The organism is Bacillus sp. LSHTCR4 (genome assembly GCF_057197025.1).
Genome location: NZ_JBXUNO010000001.1, coordinates 169,876 through 188,210 on the forward strand (window position 1 = coordinate 169,876; position 18,335 = coordinate 188,210).

Sequence of the window (18,335 nt, forward strand, 5' to 3'; positions counted from 1 at the left end):
TATTCAAATGAATCCATTTTACATGCCAATTAAATTTCGATATTTCTGTTTTTTCTCTTTCATATTATAAAACGCATTCGTAGAGGGTGTAAAATTATTATTTTGTATTATAGTTTGAAAGGTTGTAAATTAAATAAATTTTTTGTAAAACTTGTCGAAATATCATTCTATATAACGAATCATTTGATATGATAGACATGCTGAGAAAATATGAAATAGGGAGAGGAAAATGGCTGTGAAGAAATTGTTAAGTGTCTTTTTATCATTCATACTATTGCTTTCATTTACTGGAACTTTAGTACAAGCAGAAGAAACTACTTCTATGTCAGTAGAAAAAGCAATTCAAGTATTTAAGCAGCAAGGGAAAACGAAGGGGACAGTGGAAGGATATATTGTCGGATATACGCAAAGTCCTTCTAAATACACGAAAGATCCGACTAAGTTTGATGATACAAACGTAGCAATTGCTGATTCGCCAAATGAAACGAATCCAGACAAAATCATGCCTGTTCAGTTGCCAAAAGGCGATGTGAGAGCGGCAGTAAACGTGAAAGATCATCCTGAAAATATCGGGAAGAAAGTTAGTTTAACAGGGACGCTTGAATTATATTTTAGTAGTCCAGGTTTAAAATCGGTAACAGCTCATAAGTTTCAAGGAGAAGGACAAAACCGTGTTAGTGATGTAGTAGCTTCACCTAGTGGCGGAGAAATTACGAAAGGAACAGCGGTAACATTAACGACGAATACAGAAGGAGCAACAATCTACTATACGTTAGATGGCTCTAACCCTACAAATAAAAGTGTTCGTTATAACGGACAAATTATTGTGAATGAAAACAGTGTAATGAAAGCAATTGCAGAGAAAGAAGGGCTTACTTCTTCAGCAATTTCAACTTTTTCATTTATTATCGTAAACAATGAACAGGTTCGTATTCATGATATTCAAGGAAAATCACATATTTCTCCTTACAACGGGAAGAAAGTATACAATGTGGAAGGCGTTGTAACAGCGCTTGATAAAAATGGTTTTTATATAGAAGATAATCAGCCAGATAATGATCCAGCTACTTCAGAAGGTATGTATGTGTACAAAAAGGATGCGAATGTAGCAGTAGGAGATCTTATTCAAGTTGATGGAGTAGTAGAAGAATATGTTGGACCTGGATATGCAGAAAGGTTTGAAACAGACTTAACGACGACGGAAATTAAAGCGAGCCGCGTTGCTGTAATCGCAAAAGATCAAGCTTTACCAGCACCGATTGTACTTGGAGAAAATGGTGTGAAAATTCCTGATCAAATTATCGATAATGATGCATTTGGTTTATTTGATCCAAATGAAGATGCAATCGACTTTTATGAAAGTATAGAAGGTATGCGCGTTACAATGCCAACACCAAAAATTATTGCTCCTCAGAAAAACGGGAATTTATATGTAACAGTGAAAAATGGTGGGAATAAAGTCGTAACGAAATATGGCACACCTGTATTAGATGAAAATCAATTAAACCCAGAGCGTCTTTCTGTAAAAGTACCTCGTGATTATGTAGCAAAAGTAGGAGATACTTTCACAGGAGATATAACAGGAGTAGTCGGATATGATTACGGTGCGTTCCGCATTGCGCCAATAACGGAATTACCATCTGTAGTAGACGGTGGATTTAAGCAAATAGGAGCAAATATTCAGCCGCGTCTTGATAAGTTAACAGTTGCTACATATAACATTGAAAACTTCTCAGCGAATAAAAAAGAAACAACAGATGAAAAAGTAAAAGCGTTAGCGTATTCTATTAAATACAATTTAAAAATGCCAGATATTATCGGTGTAGAGGAAATGCAAGATAATAACGGAACGATTAATGACGGTACAACGGATGCTTCATTAAGCGCAAAACGTATCATTGATGCAGTGCTAGAGATTCGCGGGCCAAAGTATGAGTATGTAGAAATTGCTCCGCATAATAATCTAGACGGAGGAGCACCAGGAGCGAATATTCGCGTCGGTTTCTTCTACAACCCATCACGCGTGAAATTAGCAACAGTACCGAAGTTACTTGATAAAAATGTCGTTCGCATTGGAGACGAAAATCCATTGTTTGAAAGTACACGTAAACCGCTTGCGGCAGAATTTACGTTCCAAGGACAAAACGTTGTTGTCGTTGCAAATCACTTAAACTCAAAACTAGGAGATGCAACACCATTTGGAAAAGTGCAGCCGCTCGTATTAAAGAGTGAAGAAAAACGAATTCAGTTAGCACAAGAAGTAAATCATTTCGTACAAGGAATTCAGAAAAAGAACACGAATGCACCAGTTGTTGTGTTAGGGGATATGAACGATTTTGAGTTTGCTAAACCATTAAAAACACTAGAAGGAACAATCTTGAAAAATATGTTAAACACAGTGCCGAAAGAAAATCGCTACACGTACATTCATGAAGGAAATGCACAAGTGTTAGATCATATTTTAGTAACAAACAACATTGCACCGCACACAATCGTAGACCCAGTACACTTAAACTCAAACATTATGAAAGAGCATGGCCGTGTAAGTGACCACGACCCAGTACTTGCTCAAATTGATTTGAAGAAAGCTTTTTAAATAGTTGAGAAAGAGCGCTTAGAGATATACTGAGCGTTCTTTTTCTGTAAAAATCATGTTAAAATTATTTAAAAATTCAGTATTATTAACGAGGAGGTTGAAGATGCAAGCATGGTTAAATGGAAAATTAATAAATCAGCTTGCAATTTTTTTTAGTACAATCGTCATGCTCCAATTTGTAGCGGAGGTAATAGGACTTACGCAAAGTTTAGATATTACATATAACTTAATACATACAGCGGCATCTTATATAACATTTAGTTTGGCAGTTATTTTTACTTTAATTGGCGCAAGAAGAGAATTAAGTAAATATGCAATTATTTCATTATGTTTAGTGGTAGGTATTAAAGCGATTTATTTTGTAGCGGTCGTTATTTTATGGGGATTGGCTGGTACGCCGTAAAGGGGAGGGTGATGATATGAATAGTAAAAATATACGATTGATACATGTAAATGATAATAAGAGCGTAATTTCCTAAGCTAACTCAGGGAATTACGCTCTTATTCGCTCAATGATTTAGTCTGAAATTACTTGAAACGCTTTTCTACACCGATCTCTTCTTTGCAGTCTTCTTCTATATTTTTTTCTATCCCGCTTTACTCCTTGTATATACATAAGTAAGCTAACGAGAAGGAAGAAAGCACATTGCATCGTTAAAATGTACGGTGACATGCCTTGCAATGGTTGCTTTGGGTCATATAAATGAATAGGTGCTCCGCCTATTGTAGGGAATATTGTATTTAGCAGGACGTACGGAATGGAGTTAACTGCAAATGGAAATAGAATCGCCATATAGTCCTTTTGTGACCATGCAGATGCAGCGAGTCCTAAGAGGGCCATTAAACCTGCAAATAAAAAATTAATTCCGATATATACCGTAATGTAAGTGAGAGGCGCATCTAAATATAGGTTTGCGAACATTCCATCATCATTTATGATGCCTGAACCAGCTATAGGTTCTCCGTCTGGAATTGTTAATTTGCAAAATAATAATGATAAGATGAACGGAAATGTATAAAGAAATCCTCCGCAAAAAAATGTAACGATATATTTCGTTATTGCATAAGGAAATAACGAAATTCCTTTACTTACGAACGGTTTAAAACCATCTGACTTATCGGCATTGTAACTTGTACTAAAGGGAAAACTCGCAATAACTGGCATTAATAATAAATAAACATCCATTTCATTATCACGAAATCCAATCCATTTTATATCTGTTGATATAGGTCCGCTCGCAGCGTCTCCTAAATAACGAATGACATAATAATAATGATAAATACAAATAAGAACGAATCCACTAAATAAAATAATTAAAGAAACACGATTACAAAAAGCTTGCTTTATATTTAAACGAAGCGCACGCATCATGACTGAAAAAGCCTCCACTATTTTGATGAACTTGTCTATTTTCTATATTACTATTAAATGTAAAGATTTTCTTGTTTTTTTATTTGATTATTTAAAAAAAGAGAAATTTGTTGTTTGTAAGTAAGGTTTAGCTGGATATCTCAAGAACACCTTTTCCTTTTCTCTTTTCTTCTGATAAACTATGGAAAGTATGATATAACTTGACTGAAATTTTTTATGATGGAAATAATAAAAAAGAGAACTTGTATAGAATGTAAGCGTGTGGTAATATCAAAGATGTACTGATTGACTATATTATCCAATTGGTCATTTTTGGAGGTGACGATGTGGCGATAGATCGAAAACGTTCTATTATTGAAGCTGCAACAAAGTCTTTTTCAGCGTTCGGTTATAAAGCAACAACGATGGATCAAGTAGCGAAGTTAGCGAATGTAGGAAAAGGGACGATTTATACTTTTTTTAAAAATAAAGAAGAGCTATTTGGTGAAATTATTTCTAATTTAATTACAGAAATGAAGCAAGTTGCAGAAAATGCAATTCGTTCAGATGTTTCATTTTTTGAAAATGTACATAGAGCATTATATAGCATATTAGAATTCAGAAAAGAACATCAGCTCATGATTAAGTTAATTCAAGAAGAGCGCGATATGGGAACGAAAGAAGTACAAGAAGTGATGCAACAAGTAGATGTGGAAATCGTTTCTGTCATTCAATCGTATTTAAAGATTGCGATTGACAAAGGTGAAATTAGCAAATGTGATCCAGAAATTACAGCATTTATTATGCTTCGCTTATACGTATCGCTTATTTTTGATTGGGAAAAAAATCATGAACCGCTAGAAAAAGAGAAAATCGCAGAATTATTTGAACTTTATTTATTAAAAGGATTGTCAAACTAAGATAATCCTTTTATTATTATAAAAAAAGTGACCGATTGAACAAAGTGGTCATATATTTAATTTAGGAGGGATAATAGAAATATTCACTTCATAGTAAGGAACAGTTGCATAGTATAAATTCGGGGATGAGGCATATGTATGAATAAGTATAGCCTTTTTGTTTGGGTAAAAATGACTAAATGAACATTTTGGTCATTTTAAAAAGGGGGAGAAATGATGAAAGGAAATCAGTTACTTCGTAAAGAGTTCAAACAAATTATAAAAAGTAAAAAAATATTAATTCCAATTATCGCGGTTTTATTCGTACCGATTTTATATGCAGGCATGTTTTTATGGGCCTTCTGGGATCCGTATAAACAGTTAGATGATTTACCAGTTGCGGTAGTCAATTTAGATAAAGGTGCAGTATTTGATGGGAAACCAATTGAGGTCGGAAAAGGGCTCGTTGATAATTTAAAAGATAATACAAGTTTTAAATGGGAGTTTGTCAGTGAAAAAGAAGCGAAAAAAGGAATGGAAGGTAGAAAGTATTACATGTTAGTACGCATTCCAGATGACTTCTCAAGTAACGCTACAACATTATTAAAAGATGAACCGAAACCATTAAACTTAGAATATATCCCAAACGAAAGCTTAAACTTCTTATCTTCACAAATTGGTGGAACAGCCATTGAAAAAATTAAAGGTGAAGTAGCAAGTACGTTAACGAAAACATATGCAGAGAAAATGTTTGATTCCATTCAAGATGTTTCAAAAGGATTAGCAGATGGAGCGGAAGGTGCAAGTAAACTACACGACGGATCAAGTGAGTTGCATGATGGTTCAAGTAAAGTAACGGATGGACTTCATACACTTCAAGGGAAGTCTGGGGAGATGAAGGATGGAGTTCAGAAATTAGCAGATGGATCTAATAAATTAGTAGATGGGTCAGGCAAAGTAACAAACGGTTTAAATGTGCTAAATAGTAAAACAGGTGAAATGCAGGTAGGTATCGGAAAATTAGTAGACGGATCAGGCAAAGTAACAGATGGTTTACATGTATTAAATAGCAATGCAGGTATCGGGAAATTAGTAGACGGTTCCGGGAAAGTAACGAACGGTTTAAATATGTTAAATAGTAAAACAAGTGAGATGCAAACAGGTATAGGGAAATTACAGGATGGGTCTCAGAAAGTAACAGCAGGTTTAAATACATTAAATGGTAAAACAGGTGAGATGCAGACAGGTATAGGGAAATTACAAGATGGGTCCAAGAAAGTAACGAACGGTTTAAATACATTAGTAAGTCAATCCGGTGAATTAAAAACAGGAACAATTGATCTATCAAATGGTATGGAACAACTGGTTGGGGGACAAAGCCAATTAGAGGGAGCTTCTCAAAAAATTGAAAAGGGTTTGGAAGATTTAGATCGTACAGTGAAAAATTCTGCTGCAGATTTAAAGGAAATGCAGTCGAAAGGCCCTTCTATATTGAATACAGTAAATGAGAAAATAAATGGAGCTGGGGCGAATGTAAACCAGTTAAATGAATTTACGCAATCAACAGCGGGAGATGCAAAAAATGCAGCGCAAGATGTAGCGAATTTACAAAAGCAAATTGAGAGTTTACCAAAAGAATATCAAGAGCAGTTACAACCATTCATAACAAGTGCTGTAAAAAGTACAGCGACAGTTCAGCAAAAAGCTGCCGGAGTAGCAGGTGGAACAAATAAATTAAATGAAGAAGTAAAACAATTAAAAAGCGAAATAAATCAAAAAACAGGTGATTTACAAAACAAGCTACCGAATACCGAAAAATTGGACTCTTTAACGAATAGTATTGAGAAATTAGTCGGTGTACAAAAGGTGTTTATTGGGGATTTTCAAGAGTTTGGTAAGAAATTAAATGAAGCAAAAGAAGGCGCAAATAAATTTAAAAACGAATCCGGTCAATTAATTGATGCGATAAATCAATTAGCAGATGGCTCCGGTAAAGTAACAGGTGGCCTAGACATATTATCTGCAGGAGCGAACCAAATGGCAGGTGGTGTCAATCAATTAGCAGATGGCTCAAGCCAAGTAACAGGCGGTTTAGGTACACTATCTGTAGGCGTAACGAAATTAGCGGACGGCTCAAGCCAAGTAACAGGCGGTTTAGGTACATTATCTGTAGGAGCAAACCAAATGGCAGGTGGAGTAACCCAATTAGCAGATGGATCTGGTCAAGTAACAACGGGCATAGGTACGCTAAATGGTGGTCTAAATAAAATGTCAACTGGCTCAACACAGCTAATCGACGGCGTAAATAAACTAGCAGATGGATCAGGAAAAGTAACGGATGGCCTTGTAAAAGTAAACGACGGTTCAGGTGAACTTGCTGAGAAACTTGGCGAAGGGGCAGAGAAAACGGGTGAAGTAAAAGGGACGGATAAAACGTATGATATGTTTGCAAGCCCTGTAAAAGTGAAGACGGAGAAAATGGCGGAAGTTCCAAACTACGGAACTGGATTTACACCGTATTTCTTATCACTCGGTTTATTCGTTGGGGCATTACTATTATCAATCGTATATCCATTACGTGATACAGTTGGTGTTCCAAAATCAGGGTTTAGTTGGTTTATTAGTAAGTTTGGCGTATTACTATCAGTCGGTATTATTCAAGCAGTAGTAGCTGATGTCATACTACTGTTCGGATTAGGTGTAGAAGTACAAAGTATTCCGTATTTCATACTCTTTAGCATCGTTACAAGCTTAGCGTTTATCGCGTTAATTCAATGTTTAGTAACAGCATTCGGTGATGCAGGGCGTTTTATCGCCATCATCACATTAATTATTCAGCTTACAACAAGCGCTGGAACATTCCCACTAGAATTAATTCCGAAGTTTTTACAACCATTTAATGCTTGGTTACCGATGACATACTCTGTATCTGGATTGAAGGCAGTCGTATCAAGCGGAGACTTTAACTTCATGTGGCAAAACATAGGAATACTCATGATCTTTATCATTGTGTTATCACTTGGAACAATTGCTTCATTAACTTGGATGCATAAACGACAGTTTAAAAATATTGCTGAAAATCAATCGGTTGAAGCGTAGAAAAAAGCACCTTTTCGGTGCTTTTTTTATTTTAATGTAGGGCATCTTTTTTGTAGTTTGGATATGAATCTGTCTAAAAACTATAGAAACGAAAGAAAAGGAATTACAACAATTTACAGAGAAATAGAGAGTAGAGGAGCTGATATGATGAAAGGAAATCTTACTTATTATTTTATCGTAAATCCGTTAATCATCTTTCTTGTTTACGCCCTTTCACCTATCTTGTTTCATAAAGAAAAATATATAAATATGAAAGATGCAATAGGAATACTTGTAGTTTACTATGTGCTAATTAGTGGGTATTACTTTATGGATGTTGTAAGTGAAAGAATGAAGAAGAATAGTAAGGACAAACAATAAAGTTTTATTGTATAAAAATCAATGGAGGACAATAAAATGACTGAAAGTGACATGAAATATAGGGATGCGACTATTCGTAACTTTTTCGATAAAGAGGACCGTTTAAAATCGATTCCAGGTCAAAAGAAGAAAAAACTAGTATTGTTGGAGCATTTAATTAGCAAATTAAACGCTGAAAATCAATATACAGAAAAAGAAATGAATACATTTATAAAACAATATCACGATGATTTTTGTACGATTAGACGCGAGTTTATTGTGTACGGGTTTATGGATCGTGAGGATAATATGTACCATGTAAATAGGAGAGAAGTTTGGACGAAGTGGGAGGAGCTAAAATAATGAATTAGAGGGGAATCCTCACGTTATCTATTCTTCTTTGTAGTTTTTAGAAAAAGGTACGAGGTGATTTAGTGATACGATTAGCAAAAGAGATTGATGCGGAAGCAATTATGGATATTAGAAAAGAAATTATATTATCGGAAACTACTACAAAATTTTTTATAGTATCTCCAAAGAAATTATCAAATGATATGAATGCAGAAAGAGAAAAGATACGGAAAAGTAATGAAAAAGGTAATCTTTACATAGTTTATGAAGTAGATAAAAAAGTGGTTGGCTTTTTAATTTTCAATCGATATGAATTAGACCGCTTACGACATGCAGGCACAATGGGAATGGGAATTAAAGAGGTGTACTGTAATCAGGGCATTGGTACGAAGTTAATTGAATTTCTTATTCGTTGGGCTAAAGAGCAGAAAGGTTTAGAGAAAATTTGCTTAGGCGTAGTTTCTATTAATGATAGGGCGATTAAGGTGTATAAACGTATGGGATTTGTAGAGGAAGGCAGACAAAGAAAGCAAATAAAGTATGAAGATGGATCATATGGAGATGACGTATTGATGGGGTTTTATATTAAATAACAAAGAGGAGTATTCTATTGATAGCAAGTGGGAATTTATGAATTGTATAGGCGGTGCATATTCTAGTGAAGAGACTGCCAATATTGGCAGTCTCTTTTTAGTGGAATTAGCAAACCTTAAGTTCCAATCTTTCTTTCTGACGAAGATGATGAGAAAAATGCATAGAAATAAGTTGAAGCCATTCTGCTGCATGTAAGTAACCAAGCCCAGGATGTTCGACTTTACAATCACTTGGAATAGAAGAAAGTGTTGACTCAATGTCTTTAACAACTGTAATTAATTCTAGCATACGTTTTTGAATTTCTTCTTTATTAGAGGGATTTTCAGGTGTATATCCAGGATGATTTGGTACTTTGATTTGTATATCCGGGAAAGCACCAAGTTTATATACTTTTTCACCCATATCCGTTTTTTTGTTAGTTGCAGAAGGCACTACAGTTCTACATTTCGCGATTGCATCTAACTGCATATATGTAGAAGCAATTAAATGATTATACATTTGACCGAGAGACCATTCTTCAGCAGAAGGTTTTATCCTAAATTGTTCGGTCGAATATTTTTCTAATTCCTCCATGTAATACGTAGCTAATTCCTCAAATTTCTTCATAGTGTTAACTCCTTTTTATAAAAATGTATTTGTTAATACCTAATATAAAGGATGGCTACTGACAGCATTATGTCAGTAGTGAAATTAAAGTTTTAACATTTTTTTTGCTTCATCACGAATTTTCTCAGAAAGAATTTTTGGCTCAAGTACTTTCACTTGGCTTCCCCAGCTCAATACCCATTGAAATACTTCGTCTATGTTTCTTGATTTCAAAAAAACGTGAAAACTGCTATCTCTATGCTCGTATGAATCTATAAAAAAGTAGCGGGATTCAATAATCTTATGTGCAATATGTGATGGAAATAGTAAATGAACCGTAACAGTCCGATTGCTTTCAGGTTTATAGTTTTGTAAAGAAAAGTCTTTCGGTTTTGTGAAAAATTCTTGTTCTTGCTGTAACGTATCCATACGATCTAAGCGGAAATTGCGTATTTGTTTTCGAAGTAAACAGTGGGCAACGATGTACCAAATTCCTGAAATATTGACTAAGCCATAAGGATGAACGGTCCGCTTTATTTTTGTAGTTTCTCTCGGTTTCCGATAAGAAAAAGAGATAGCTTGTTCTTTTTGAATAGATTCTTGCAATAGGAGAAGTTGATTTTCTAGTTTTTCTTGTTCAGATTGCTGATGTGAAAATATAGGAGAAAGGAAACGAAAAGTTTCTCGTAATTCCTGGGCTTTCTTTTGTTGATCAGCAGGGAGAACAATTTCAAGTTTCTCTTTTGCTGATCGTGCATGTACAGAAAAAGAAGAAGTGAAAGTTTTCTCGATATAATCACCGCCTAGTAAAAGAGTAACAGCCTCTTCAGGCGTAAGCTGAATGGGGGGCAAGAAATAACCATCCATTAATGAATAACCGTGACCAGGCATTGAATAAATAGGAACACCCGATTCGTTAAGTGCATCCATGTCTCGATAAATAGTCCTTATACTTGTTTCGAATTTTTCAGCTAAACTTTTTGCTGTAACAGTTTGTCTTCTTTGTAATTCAATTAATATGGCTAATAAACGATCTGTCCGATTCATGAAATATCACCTTCAAATTTTTATAGATATGCTTACTGTAAACTTCTAAAAGCAGTATGTTTTCCCCTCCCATTAACATACTTTTCCCTATGTATAATATTAATATAGTAAAATCATAAGAAGCCGTATTGCAGTTTCCAATAATATACTATATAATCAATTTAAGAAAACGTTTTCATGCAAAGGGGGAGAATTTCGTGTCGACTATAGAGGACGTGGCGAAATTAGCGGGGTTATCAAGGACAACGGTTTCTAGGGTGATCAATAACCATCCATATGTTTCAGATGAGAAGAAAAAAAGGGTTCAATTAGCGATGAAGCATTTAGGCTTCGTTCCTAATTCTGCGGCGAGAAGGCTTCGTAAACAAAAAACGGAAACAATTGCGGTGCTAGTTCCAAGGATTACAAATCCTTTCTTCAGTAGATTTATTGAAGCAATCGAGATTGCTGCTTCTGAACATAAATATAAACTGATTATTTGTCAAACAAGATATTTACCGGAAAAAGAGATGGAGTATTTACAATTATTATCTACGAAGCAAGTAGATGGGATTATTCTATGTTCACTAGAAAATTCATGGGAAGATGTAGAGCCATACTTACAGCACGGTCCAATCGTGTTATGTAATGAATATATTGAGGAAGCAAATGTTCCAACAGTGAAGTTTGATCATGCGCAAGGAGCATACATAGCTGCGAAGCATGTGTTAGAACAAGGGTATCGTAATCTTATTTTTTGCCGTGGTAACGAAACCAAAGTGGTTAGCCAACAGCGAAAAATGGGCTTTTTACGTGCGATAACAGAAAAGAGCCGCCAAGTAGAAGCGATCGATTTTCTTGAAAACGCTTTCTCTTGGGAAGATGGAAAACGAATATTCCATGAAGTATTAAAGGACAAAAAAAATCCTACCGCGATTTTGGCAGGAGGCGATGAGGTAGCAGCTGGAATTATCTCAGAGGCGAAACGCCATGACTGGAGTATTCCAGATGATCTCGCTGTTATCGGTTTTGATAATCAAATCTTATCACAGATTACAGAGCCAGGTATTACGACAATTGAACAGCCAATCGATGAGATGGCCCGAAAAGTTGTCGACCTGATGATGGATAAAATCCATACGAAAAATTATCGAAAAAAAGAATTGTATGAGTTTGAACTGGAGCTCTTGGTGAAAGGTTCAACGATGAAGGATACGATGTTATTAGCCTAGTAGACTATGTCTGCTAGGTTTTTTTCTGTTCACAAACTACTATTCTTCGTGAACGCAGTCATCACATTTGTTATGGTAAGCTTCGTGCTGCTCATCAATTTCTTTCCCGCAGTGCGCACAAGTTTTCGTCGGTAAATTTCTGAAAAACTCCATTGGTTGATCGATCATGTCAATCCCTCCATTTCCATTTCTTACTATCATTGTATTAGTACAAAAAACAAAAGTCAACAACTGTTTTATAACAAAATTGAAAATTAATGAAAAAGTTTAGGAAATGGATTATAGTTAACAATGTAGGATGTAAGTAAAACATGCATTTCTACTCGGTTTTAGAAAGGATTGATACATATGAAAATGACTGTTGTCGGCTTTTGGGGCGGCTTTCCAGAAGCGGGAGAAGCAACGTCGGGGTATTTGTTTGAACACGATGGGTTTCGTTTACTTGTAGACTGTGGTAGTGGTGTACTAGCACAGCTTCAAAAATATATAACACCGTCTCATATAGATGCAGTTGTATTGTCGCACTATCATCACGATCATGTTGCAGATATTGGGGTATTGCAATATGCGAGATTAATTACAAGTGCCACGAAAGGACAGCTACCGGAGTTACCAATTTACGGTCATACGTTTGACGAGAATGGATTCAACTCTTTAACGCATGAACCACACACGAAAGGAATCGCGTACAATCCAGAAGAAACACTTCAAGTTGGACCGTTCTCGATTTCATTCTTAAAAACTGTTCATCCTGTTACATGCTTTGCGATGCGTATTACAGCAGGTAGTGATATCGTAGTATACAGCGCTGATTCCAGTTATATTCCTGAGTTTATTCCATTCACGAAAGATGCTGATCTTTTCATTTGTGAGTGTAATATGTATGCACATCAAGAGGCTGCAAAAGCAGGGCATATGAATAGTACAGAAGTAGCAAGTATTGCAAAAGAGGCGAATGTAAAAGAACTTTTATTAACGCACTTACCGCATACAGGCAATCCAGCTGATTTAGTAACAGAAGCAAAACAAATTTTTAGTGGCCATATTACGCTAGCGCATAGTGGTTACGTATGGAACTCATGAGGTGATATGATGTTATTTATTGATAATAAAGGAATTACGGATCCTAGAATAAACTTAGCAATCGAAGAATATTGTGTGAAGAATTTAGATATTAACGAAACATATTTACTTTTCTACATTAATGAACCTTCAATTATCATTGGTAAAAACCAAAACACAGTAGAAGAAATTAATGCAGATTACGTAAAAGAAAAAGGGATTCATGTCGTTCGTCGTCTATCAGGCGGAGGCGCAGTATATCATGATTTAGGAAACTTAAACTTCAGCTTTATTACGAAAGATGATGGAGATAGTTTCAGCAACTTCAAAAAATTCACAGAGCCTGTAACGAAAGCGCTTGGAAAATTAGGTGTAAATGCAGAACTAAGTGGTCGTAACGACATTTTAGCTGAAGGCAGAAAAATTTCAGGTAACGCGCAGTTCTCAACGAAAGGTCGTATGTTCAGTCACGGTACGTTACTATTTGACTCTGAAATCGATCACGTCGTATCAGCGTTAAAAGTAAAAATGGATAAAATTCAATCAAAAGGTATTAAATCAATCCGTAGCCGCGTTGCGAACATTACAGAGTTCCTAAACGAAGAAATGACGACAGAAGAGTTTAGACAACTTCTTCTAGAAACAATTTTCGAAGGGGAAACAGAAATCCCAACGTATGAATTAACAGAAGAGGATTGGAAAGAAATCCATAAACTTTCTGAAGAACGCTACCGCAATTGGGACTGGAACTACGGAAAATCTCCGAAGTTTAACTTACAACATTCACACCGCTTCCCAGTTGGACAAGTTGACGTTCGTCTTGAAGTGAAAAAAGGAACAGTAACAGAATGCAAAATTTACGGTGACTTCTTCGGTTCACTAGATGTGCATGATATTGAAGAACGTCTAACAGGCATACAATTTGATAAAGATGCATTCACTGCAGCTTTAGAAGGCGTAGATATCGCACGTTACTTCGGTAATATTACAACAGAAGATTTCTTACATTTGTTCTTCTAAAAATAAGGGAGGCTGCCGTAAAGGCAGCCTCTTTCTTTTTGCGTAGATTGTCGCGTTTTGTCGGTAAGTCGATATATTTTAAAAATCGCTGATATATTTCGAGTTACGACCGATATATTTGGAAAATCGCTGATATATTTCGAGTTACGACCGATATATTTGGAAAATCGCTGATATATTTCAAGTTGCGCTGATATATCTGAAAAAACGCCGATATAATTTCATGTACCAGAAAATCACAGGACATCTGCTCCTTATAAAGGAATATATATATTCAAAAGGAGGCGGATCGAAATGAGAAGGGTAATGTACGTGGTAGTATTGCTTAGCTTTGTCATCGGAATGACAGCTTGTAACGATGAAACGTCCTCAAGTCGCACACTTTTATCGATTGGAAAGCCAGCGGAAGATAATGTTATCTATTTTACGCATACAGATAACAGACGAAAGATACAGGAAATACAAGACATGTTTCAAAATAAGAAGTGGAAAAGAAATGAAACATTCAGCACTGTTAATAAGACACCAGATGTCGTTTTTTCAATAGATGCAGACAATACAGGGTTACCGACATTATATGTTACGGTGTATTTTCATGAAGATGGAGCGGACGCGATTAATTTGTTTGGAGAGCATACGACGTTAAATAAAGAGGAACTTACTAAACTTAGAGAAAAGATGAGTGCATATTATCCTAAAATGATTTTTGGTCTAGTTTCATAAATTACTTGCAAACAAAATCCCCTTATCCTTCCAAAGTAAATGAAGAGGAGGTGATCTGTGTATATGCAGTTAATAGAATAACACTTGCCACTTTAATTTTCTTTTAATATAATTAATTTAGAATTTTTAAATATTCTAAATTTTATAAAGGTGGGGTTTGTGTGAATCTCGTTCAATCTTTGGCTGAGACGGCGAAAAAGAAGGGGGATAAACCGGCTTATATATTTATGGATCAGTCGGTCTCATATGACCAATTAAACAAAATGGTCACAAGGTTTTCTAGCAATTTAGCAGAAATGGGCATTGGAAAAGGGGACAATGTTGCATTAGTTGTTGGAAATTCACCACATTTTTTGGTCGGTTTATACGGAACAATGAAAGCGGGAGCAACTGTTATTCCAGTTAATCCAATTTATACAGCAGACGAAATGCATTACATTTTACAAAATGGAGATGTAAAAACAATCATCGTACTCGACGTCCTTCTACCTGTTATACAATCTCTTACAACTAGACTTCCTTCACTTGAGAACATCATCATATGCGAAACCTCATCAGATTTTAACCATACAGAAACCGAAAAAATGAAAACGTTTACTAGAATGATAGGGGCTGGAGATTTAACTTACGAAGGCCCAGAGCTAGATGAAGAAGATGTAGCGGTTATTCTATACACTTCAGGCACAACTGGAAAACCGAAAGGCGCTATGTTAACACATAAAAATTTATATAGTAATGCGAACGATGTGGCGTCGTATTTACAATATACGGCTGATGATCGCGTCGTTGCGGCATTGCCGATGTTTCACGTATTCTGTTTAACAGTGGCGGTCAATGCACCAATTGTGAACGGAGCGACCATTTTAATGTTACCGAAATTTAGTCCGAAAGAAGTATTCCGCATTTGCCGTACGTATGAACCGACGATTTTTGCCGGTGTACCGACAATGTACAATTATTTATATTTATTCGAAGAAGCAAGCGCAGAAGATGTGAAGACGCTTCGCCTTTGTATTTCAGGTGGTGCTTCAATGCCTGTTGCTCTTCTGCAAAACTTTGAACAACGTTTTGACGTTATCGTTTCAGAAGGATACGGTTTATCAGAAGCATCACCAGTTACTTGTTTCAACCCGCTAGATCGTCCGCGTAAGCCAGGATCGATCGGTACAAATATTTGGCATGTAGAAAATAAAATTGTAAATGAACTTGGGGAAGAAGTACCTGTTGGTGCAGTCGGTGAATTAATTGTTCGCGGGCCTAACGTTATGAAAGGTTACTATAATGCGCCAGAAGATACAGCGGCGACATTAAAGGACGGCTGGCTGTATACAGGAGACTTAGCGAAAATGGATGAAGAAGGTTACTTCTATATCGTTGATCGTAAAAAGGATATCGTCTTAGTTGGGGGTTATAACGTATACCCTCGTGAAGTAGAGGAAGTATTGTACACACACGAATCCGTAGCAGAAGTTGTCGTAATTGGTGTTCCTGATGAAAACTTAGGAGAAGCAGTGCGAGCTTACGTCGTTCTGAAACAAACGAACGTAACAGAAGAAGAACTGATGCATTATTGCACGTTACATTTAGCGAAATATAAAGTGCCAATGAGTATCGAGTTTTTAACAGAATTGCCGAAGAATACGACAGGTAAGTTGCTGAGAAGAGCTTTGAGAGAAAAAGCGATGCAAGTTTAAATATAGGGGCAACCATCTTTATGAAGATGGTTGCCTTTCTATTTTTTAGCATTGGTTAAGCTATGATGCCATATATTTAAACCGTAATATGACTAATAAGGAGGAGATATAAGTGGAGCAGAAGGAATTACGTTTGCGGCGAGTACAATATCTTATTTGTGACATTATGGATGAAATGAATACTGAAAGTGAGAAGAAAAACTTAGAGATTTTGCAGCAAGTCATTGATCATCTTTCCGGTGCGATAGGTGATTTAGTGGATCCATCAAGCTCGTATTCTATCGATTATTTAGAGAGGAAAGTTCATACGGCGCATTATTTACTATTTAAAAATGAGCGGAAAGCGTACTTATGTAGGAAATAATAGTATTATTTTTATTTGACATTGATAATCATTATCAATATGATAGTTGTGTTAGGTATATTTATATAAAGGGAGATGTCATATTGATAATGATTAAGAAAAAATATATGAATGCATTCGTTATAGCAGCAACGTTAGCAGTTCCATTTAGCGGTATGATGGCACCGATTGCGAAAGCAGAAGCGGCAGTAGAAATGAAAGCAGCTAGCAAATTAGCAGATGGCACGTATGACGTTATTTTAAAGACTTATAAAGATCAAACGAATGAAACATCTGTTGCTTCTACATATTTAAAAAATGCAAAAGTAACGATTCAAGGTGATAAAAAAATCGTTACGTTAACAGTTCAAGATAGTAGCTATTTCCAGTATCTTAGAGTAGAAAATCCAAAAAAATTAGGGACATTCCATGATGTAAAAGTAATTTCCGAAGATAAAGCAAATAACGGTACGAAAGTTGTTCAATTTGAAATTGATGAGTTTTCAAAAAAATATAATATGCAAATGCATATATTAATTCCAGCAATTAAATATGATCATACATATCAAGTACAGTTTGAAATCGATGCGAGTGTAATGGAACAGAAGCCTAAATTCTCTGACGTACCAACTTGGGCACAAGAGTCAGTTCAATATTTAGTAGATAAAGGAGCAGTAAACGGTAAACCAGACGGTACGTTTGCACCAGCTGAAAGTATCGATCGTAGTTCCGCTGCAAAAATAGTAGCAACTGTTTTAGGGTTAGAAATTAAGAAAGATGCAAAGCCATCATTCCCTGATGCACAAAATCACTGGGCAACCCCATACATTGCTGCTGTTGAAAAAGCAGGTATTGTAAAAGGTGATGAGAGGGGGAACTTTAATCCGAGCGGGTTAATTAACCGTGCATCAATGGCTTCTATGCTAGTAAATGCATATAAATTAGAAAGAAATGAAAATATAAAACTACCGAAAGAATTTGCTGACTTAAACAATCATTGGGGTGCGAAGTATGCCAATATTTTAATCCAAGAAAAGATTTCAATTGGAACAGATAATGGCTGGGCTCCAGATAAAACGGTAAGCCGTGCGGAAGCAGCGCAATTTATTGCGAAGGCGGATAAATTGAAGAAATAAATGAAATAGAATGAGAAATGAAGGCACACAACGTTCACTTTTGTGGATGGATTGTGTGCTTTTTTATTGTGGGATTCATTAATGAAGTAGAGGTAGATAAAGTATTGCCTCTTTGGGTAAGGGGGCAGATAAACTTTATTTCAGTCTAAAATATGATAAATATTATATTATAATATGAGGTTAATAATCTGTGAATAATAATTATAAAATTGTTGTTAAATTGTCGGATTTTGTGCACAAAATCTTCAAAACTTTAAAACTATATTTACTTTACTCTTTCATTTG

General features: G+C 35.7%; 18 protein-coding genes. 14 read left to right on the forward strand and 4 right to left on the reverse strand.

All coding sequences use genetic code 11. The features are described from left to right. The first annotated feature begins 229 nt into the window (after nucleotides 1–229). Nucleotides 230–2,596 carry a DUF6359 domain-containing protein gene (locus tag AC2CGR_RS00850; protein WP_484480431.1) on the forward strand — a complete coding sequence of 789 codons (2,367 nt, stop codon included), beginning with the start codon at nucleotides 230–232 and terminating at the stop codon, nucleotides 2,594–2,596. Nucleotides 2,597–2,699: 103 nt separating this feature from the next. After that, nucleotides 2,700–2,999 carry a hypothetical protein gene (locus tag AC2CGR_RS00855; protein ID WP_014893236.1) on the forward strand — a complete coding sequence of 100 codons (300 nt, stop codon included), beginning with the start codon at nucleotides 2,700–2,702 and terminating at the stop codon, nucleotides 2,997–2,999. Nucleotides 3,000–3,113: 114 nt separating this feature from the next. Here AC2CGR_RS00855 and AC2CGR_RS00860 read toward each other — a convergent pair whose 3' ends face one another. Continuing rightward, nucleotides 3,114–3,968 carry a hypothetical protein gene (locus tag AC2CGR_RS00860; protein WP_087965593.1) on the reverse strand — a complete coding sequence of 285 codons (855 nt, stop codon included), beginning with the start codon at nucleotides 3,966–3,968 and terminating at the stop codon, nucleotides 3,114–3,116. A 326-nt stretch (nucleotides 3,969–4,294) separates the two neighbouring features. On the opposite strand from AC2CGR_RS00860, the gene AC2CGR_RS00865 reads away from it, so the two are divergent. The 5 genes from AC2CGR_RS00865 (at nucleotide 4,295) to AC2CGR_RS00885 (ending at nucleotide 9,228) form a co-directional block, all read left to right on the forward strand. Beyond that, nucleotides 4,295–4,867 carry a TetR/AcrR family transcriptional regulator gene (locus AC2CGR_RS00865; protein WP_000963375.1) on the forward strand — a complete coding sequence of 191 codons (573 nt, stop codon included), beginning with the start codon at nucleotides 4,295–4,297 and terminating at the stop codon, nucleotides 4,865–4,867. A 216-nt stretch (nucleotides 4,868–5,083) separates the two neighbouring features. Continuing rightward, complete coding sequence (locus AC2CGR_RS00870; RefSeq protein WP_484480432.1) at nucleotides 5,084–7,945, forward strand: YhgE/Pip family protein; 2,862 nt, start codon at nucleotides 5,084–5,086, stop codon at nucleotides 7,943–7,945. Between the two features lie 144 nt (nucleotides 7,946–8,089). Further along, entirely contained in the window at nucleotides 8,090–8,305 is a 216-nt protein-coding gene (locus tag AC2CGR_RS00875) for a hypothetical protein (RefSeq protein WP_087965589.1), read from the forward strand. A gap of 36 nt (nucleotides 8,306–8,341) precedes the next feature. After that, nucleotides 8,342–8,647 carry a DUF2087 domain-containing protein gene (locus AC2CGR_RS00880; protein WP_131101581.1) on the forward strand — a complete coding sequence of 102 codons (306 nt, stop codon included), beginning with the start codon at nucleotides 8,342–8,344 and terminating at the stop codon, nucleotides 8,645–8,647. A gap of 71 nt (nucleotides 8,648–8,718) precedes the next feature. Further along, nucleotides 8,719–9,228 (forward strand): GNAT family N-acetyltransferase, encoded by a 510-nt coding sequence (locus AC2CGR_RS00885; RefSeq protein ID WP_087965586.1) that lies wholly within the window; start codon nucleotides 8,719–8,721, stop codon nucleotides 9,226–9,228. A 106-nt stretch (nucleotides 9,229–9,334) separates the two neighbouring features. On the opposite strand, the gene AC2CGR_RS00890 is transcribed toward AC2CGR_RS00885, so the two are convergent. Further along, a complete protein-coding gene (locus tag AC2CGR_RS00890; RefSeq protein WP_131101583.1) occupies nucleotides 9,335–9,835 on the reverse strand; it encodes a DinB family protein in 501 nt (166 codons plus the stop codon). 84 nt (nucleotides 9,836–9,919) lie between these two features. Then, nucleotides 9,920–10,861, reverse strand: coding sequence for a helix-turn-helix transcriptional regulator (locus tag AC2CGR_RS00895; protein WP_087965582.1), 942 nt, complete (start codon nucleotides 10,859–10,861; stop codon nucleotides 9,920–9,922). Between the two features lie 197 nt (nucleotides 10,862–11,058). Here AC2CGR_RS00895 and AC2CGR_RS00900 point away from each other — a divergent pair, with 197 nt between their 5' ends. Continuing rightward, on the forward strand, nucleotides 11,059–12,072 hold the full coding sequence (locus AC2CGR_RS00900; protein ID WP_000103731.1) for a LacI family DNA-binding transcriptional regulator: 1,014 nt from the start codon (nucleotides 11,059–11,061) through the stop codon (nucleotides 12,070–12,072). A 39-nt stretch (nucleotides 12,073–12,111) separates the two neighbouring features. Here AC2CGR_RS00900 and yhfH read toward each other — a convergent pair whose 3' ends face one another. Then, nucleotides 12,112–12,240 (reverse strand): protein YhfH, encoded by a 129-nt coding sequence (gene yhfH / locus AC2CGR_RS00905; protein WP_000567010.1) that lies wholly within the window; start codon nucleotides 12,238–12,240, stop codon nucleotides 12,112–12,114. Nucleotides 12,241–12,420: 180 nt separating this feature from the next. Between yhfH and AC2CGR_RS00910 the strand changes: the two genes are divergently transcribed. The 6 genes from AC2CGR_RS00910 to AC2CGR_RS00935 all read left to right on the forward strand — a co-directional run bounded on the left by AC2CGR_RS00910 (nucleotide 12,421) and on the right by AC2CGR_RS00935 (nucleotide 18,050). Continuing rightward, nucleotides 12,421–13,155, forward strand: coding sequence for an MBL fold metallo-hydrolase (locus AC2CGR_RS00910; protein ID WP_270185404.1), 735 nt, complete (start codon nucleotides 12,421–12,423; stop codon nucleotides 13,153–13,155). Nucleotides 13,156–13,164: 9 nt separating this feature from the next. Then, complete coding sequence (lplA, locus tag AC2CGR_RS00915) at nucleotides 13,165–14,154, forward strand: lipoate--protein ligase (RefSeq protein ID WP_071723806.1); 990 nt, start codon at nucleotides 13,165–13,167, stop codon at nucleotides 14,152–14,154. A gap of 294 nt (nucleotides 14,155–14,448) precedes the next feature. Then, entirely contained in the window at nucleotides 14,449–14,877 is a 429-nt protein-coding gene (locus AC2CGR_RS00920) for a hypothetical protein (RefSeq protein ID WP_087965576.1), read from the forward strand. Nucleotides 14,878–15,038: 161 nt separating this feature from the next. Next, a complete protein-coding gene (locus AC2CGR_RS00925; protein WP_270185402.1) occupies nucleotides 15,039–16,571 on the forward strand; it encodes a fatty acid--CoA ligase family protein in 1,533 nt (510 codons plus the stop codon). Nucleotides 16,572–16,683: 112 nt separating this feature from the next. Continuing rightward, nucleotides 16,684–16,935 carry a hypothetical protein gene (locus AC2CGR_RS00930; protein ID WP_000435479.1) on the forward strand — a complete coding sequence of 84 codons (252 nt, stop codon included), beginning with the start codon at nucleotides 16,684–16,686 and terminating at the stop codon, nucleotides 16,933–16,935. Nucleotides 16,936–17,024: 89 nt separating this feature from the next. Then, nucleotides 17,025–18,050 (forward strand): S-layer homology domain-containing protein, encoded by a 1,026-nt coding sequence (locus AC2CGR_RS00935; RefSeq protein ID WP_484480433.1) that lies wholly within the window; start codon nucleotides 17,025–17,027, stop codon nucleotides 18,048–18,050. Nucleotides 18,051–18,335: the final 285 nt, after the last annotated feature.

Bases quoted from the DNA above. Each gene is read 5' to 3' on its own strand.
- AC2CGR_RS00935 (WP_484480433.1), top strand. From the start codon at position 17,025: ATGATTAAGAAAAAATATATGAATGCATTCGTTATAGCAGCAACGTTA.
- yhfH (WP_000567010.1), bottom strand. From the start codon at position 12,240: ATGATCGATCAACCAATGGAGTTTTTCAGAAATTTACCGACGAAAACT.
- AC2CGR_RS00910 (WP_270185404.1), top strand. From the start codon at position 12,421: ATGAAAATGACTGTTGTCGGCTTTTGGGGCGGCTTTCCAGAAGCGGGA.
- AC2CGR_RS00890 (WP_131101583.1), bottom strand. From the start codon at position 9,835: ATGAAGAAATTTGAGGAATTAGCTACGTATTACATGGAGGAATTAGAA.
- AC2CGR_RS00880 (WP_131101581.1), top strand. From the start codon at position 8,342: ATGACTGAAAGTGACATGAAATATAGGGATGCGACTATTCGTAACTTT.
- lplA (WP_071723806.1), top strand. From the start codon at position 13,165: ATGTTATTTATTGATAATAAAGGAATTACGGATCCTAGAATAAACTTA.
- AC2CGR_RS00860 (WP_087965593.1), bottom strand. From the start codon at position 3,968: ATGATGCGTGCGCTTCGTTTAAATATAAAGCAAGCTTTTTGTAATCGT.
- AC2CGR_RS00850 (WP_484480431.1), top strand. From the start codon at position 230: ATGGCTGTGAAGAAATTGTTAAGTGTCTTTTTATCATTCATACTATTG.
- AC2CGR_RS00855 (WP_014893236.1), top strand. From the start codon at position 2,700: ATGCAAGCATGGTTAAATGGAAAATTAATAAATCAGCTTGCAATTTTT.
- AC2CGR_RS00875 (WP_087965589.1), top strand. From the start codon at position 8,090: ATGATGAAAGGAAATCTTACTTATTATTTTATCGTAAATCCGTTAATC.
- AC2CGR_RS00870 (WP_484480432.1), top strand. From the start codon at position 5,084: ATGAAAGGAAATCAGTTACTTCGTAAAGAGTTCAAACAAATTATAAAA.
- AC2CGR_RS00920 (WP_087965576.1), top strand. From the start codon at position 14,449: ATGAGAAGGGTAATGTACGTGGTAGTATTGCTTAGCTTTGTCATCGGA.
- AC2CGR_RS00895 (WP_087965582.1), bottom strand. From the start codon at position 10,861: ATGAATCGGACAGATCGTTTATTAGCCATATTAATTGAATTACAAAGA.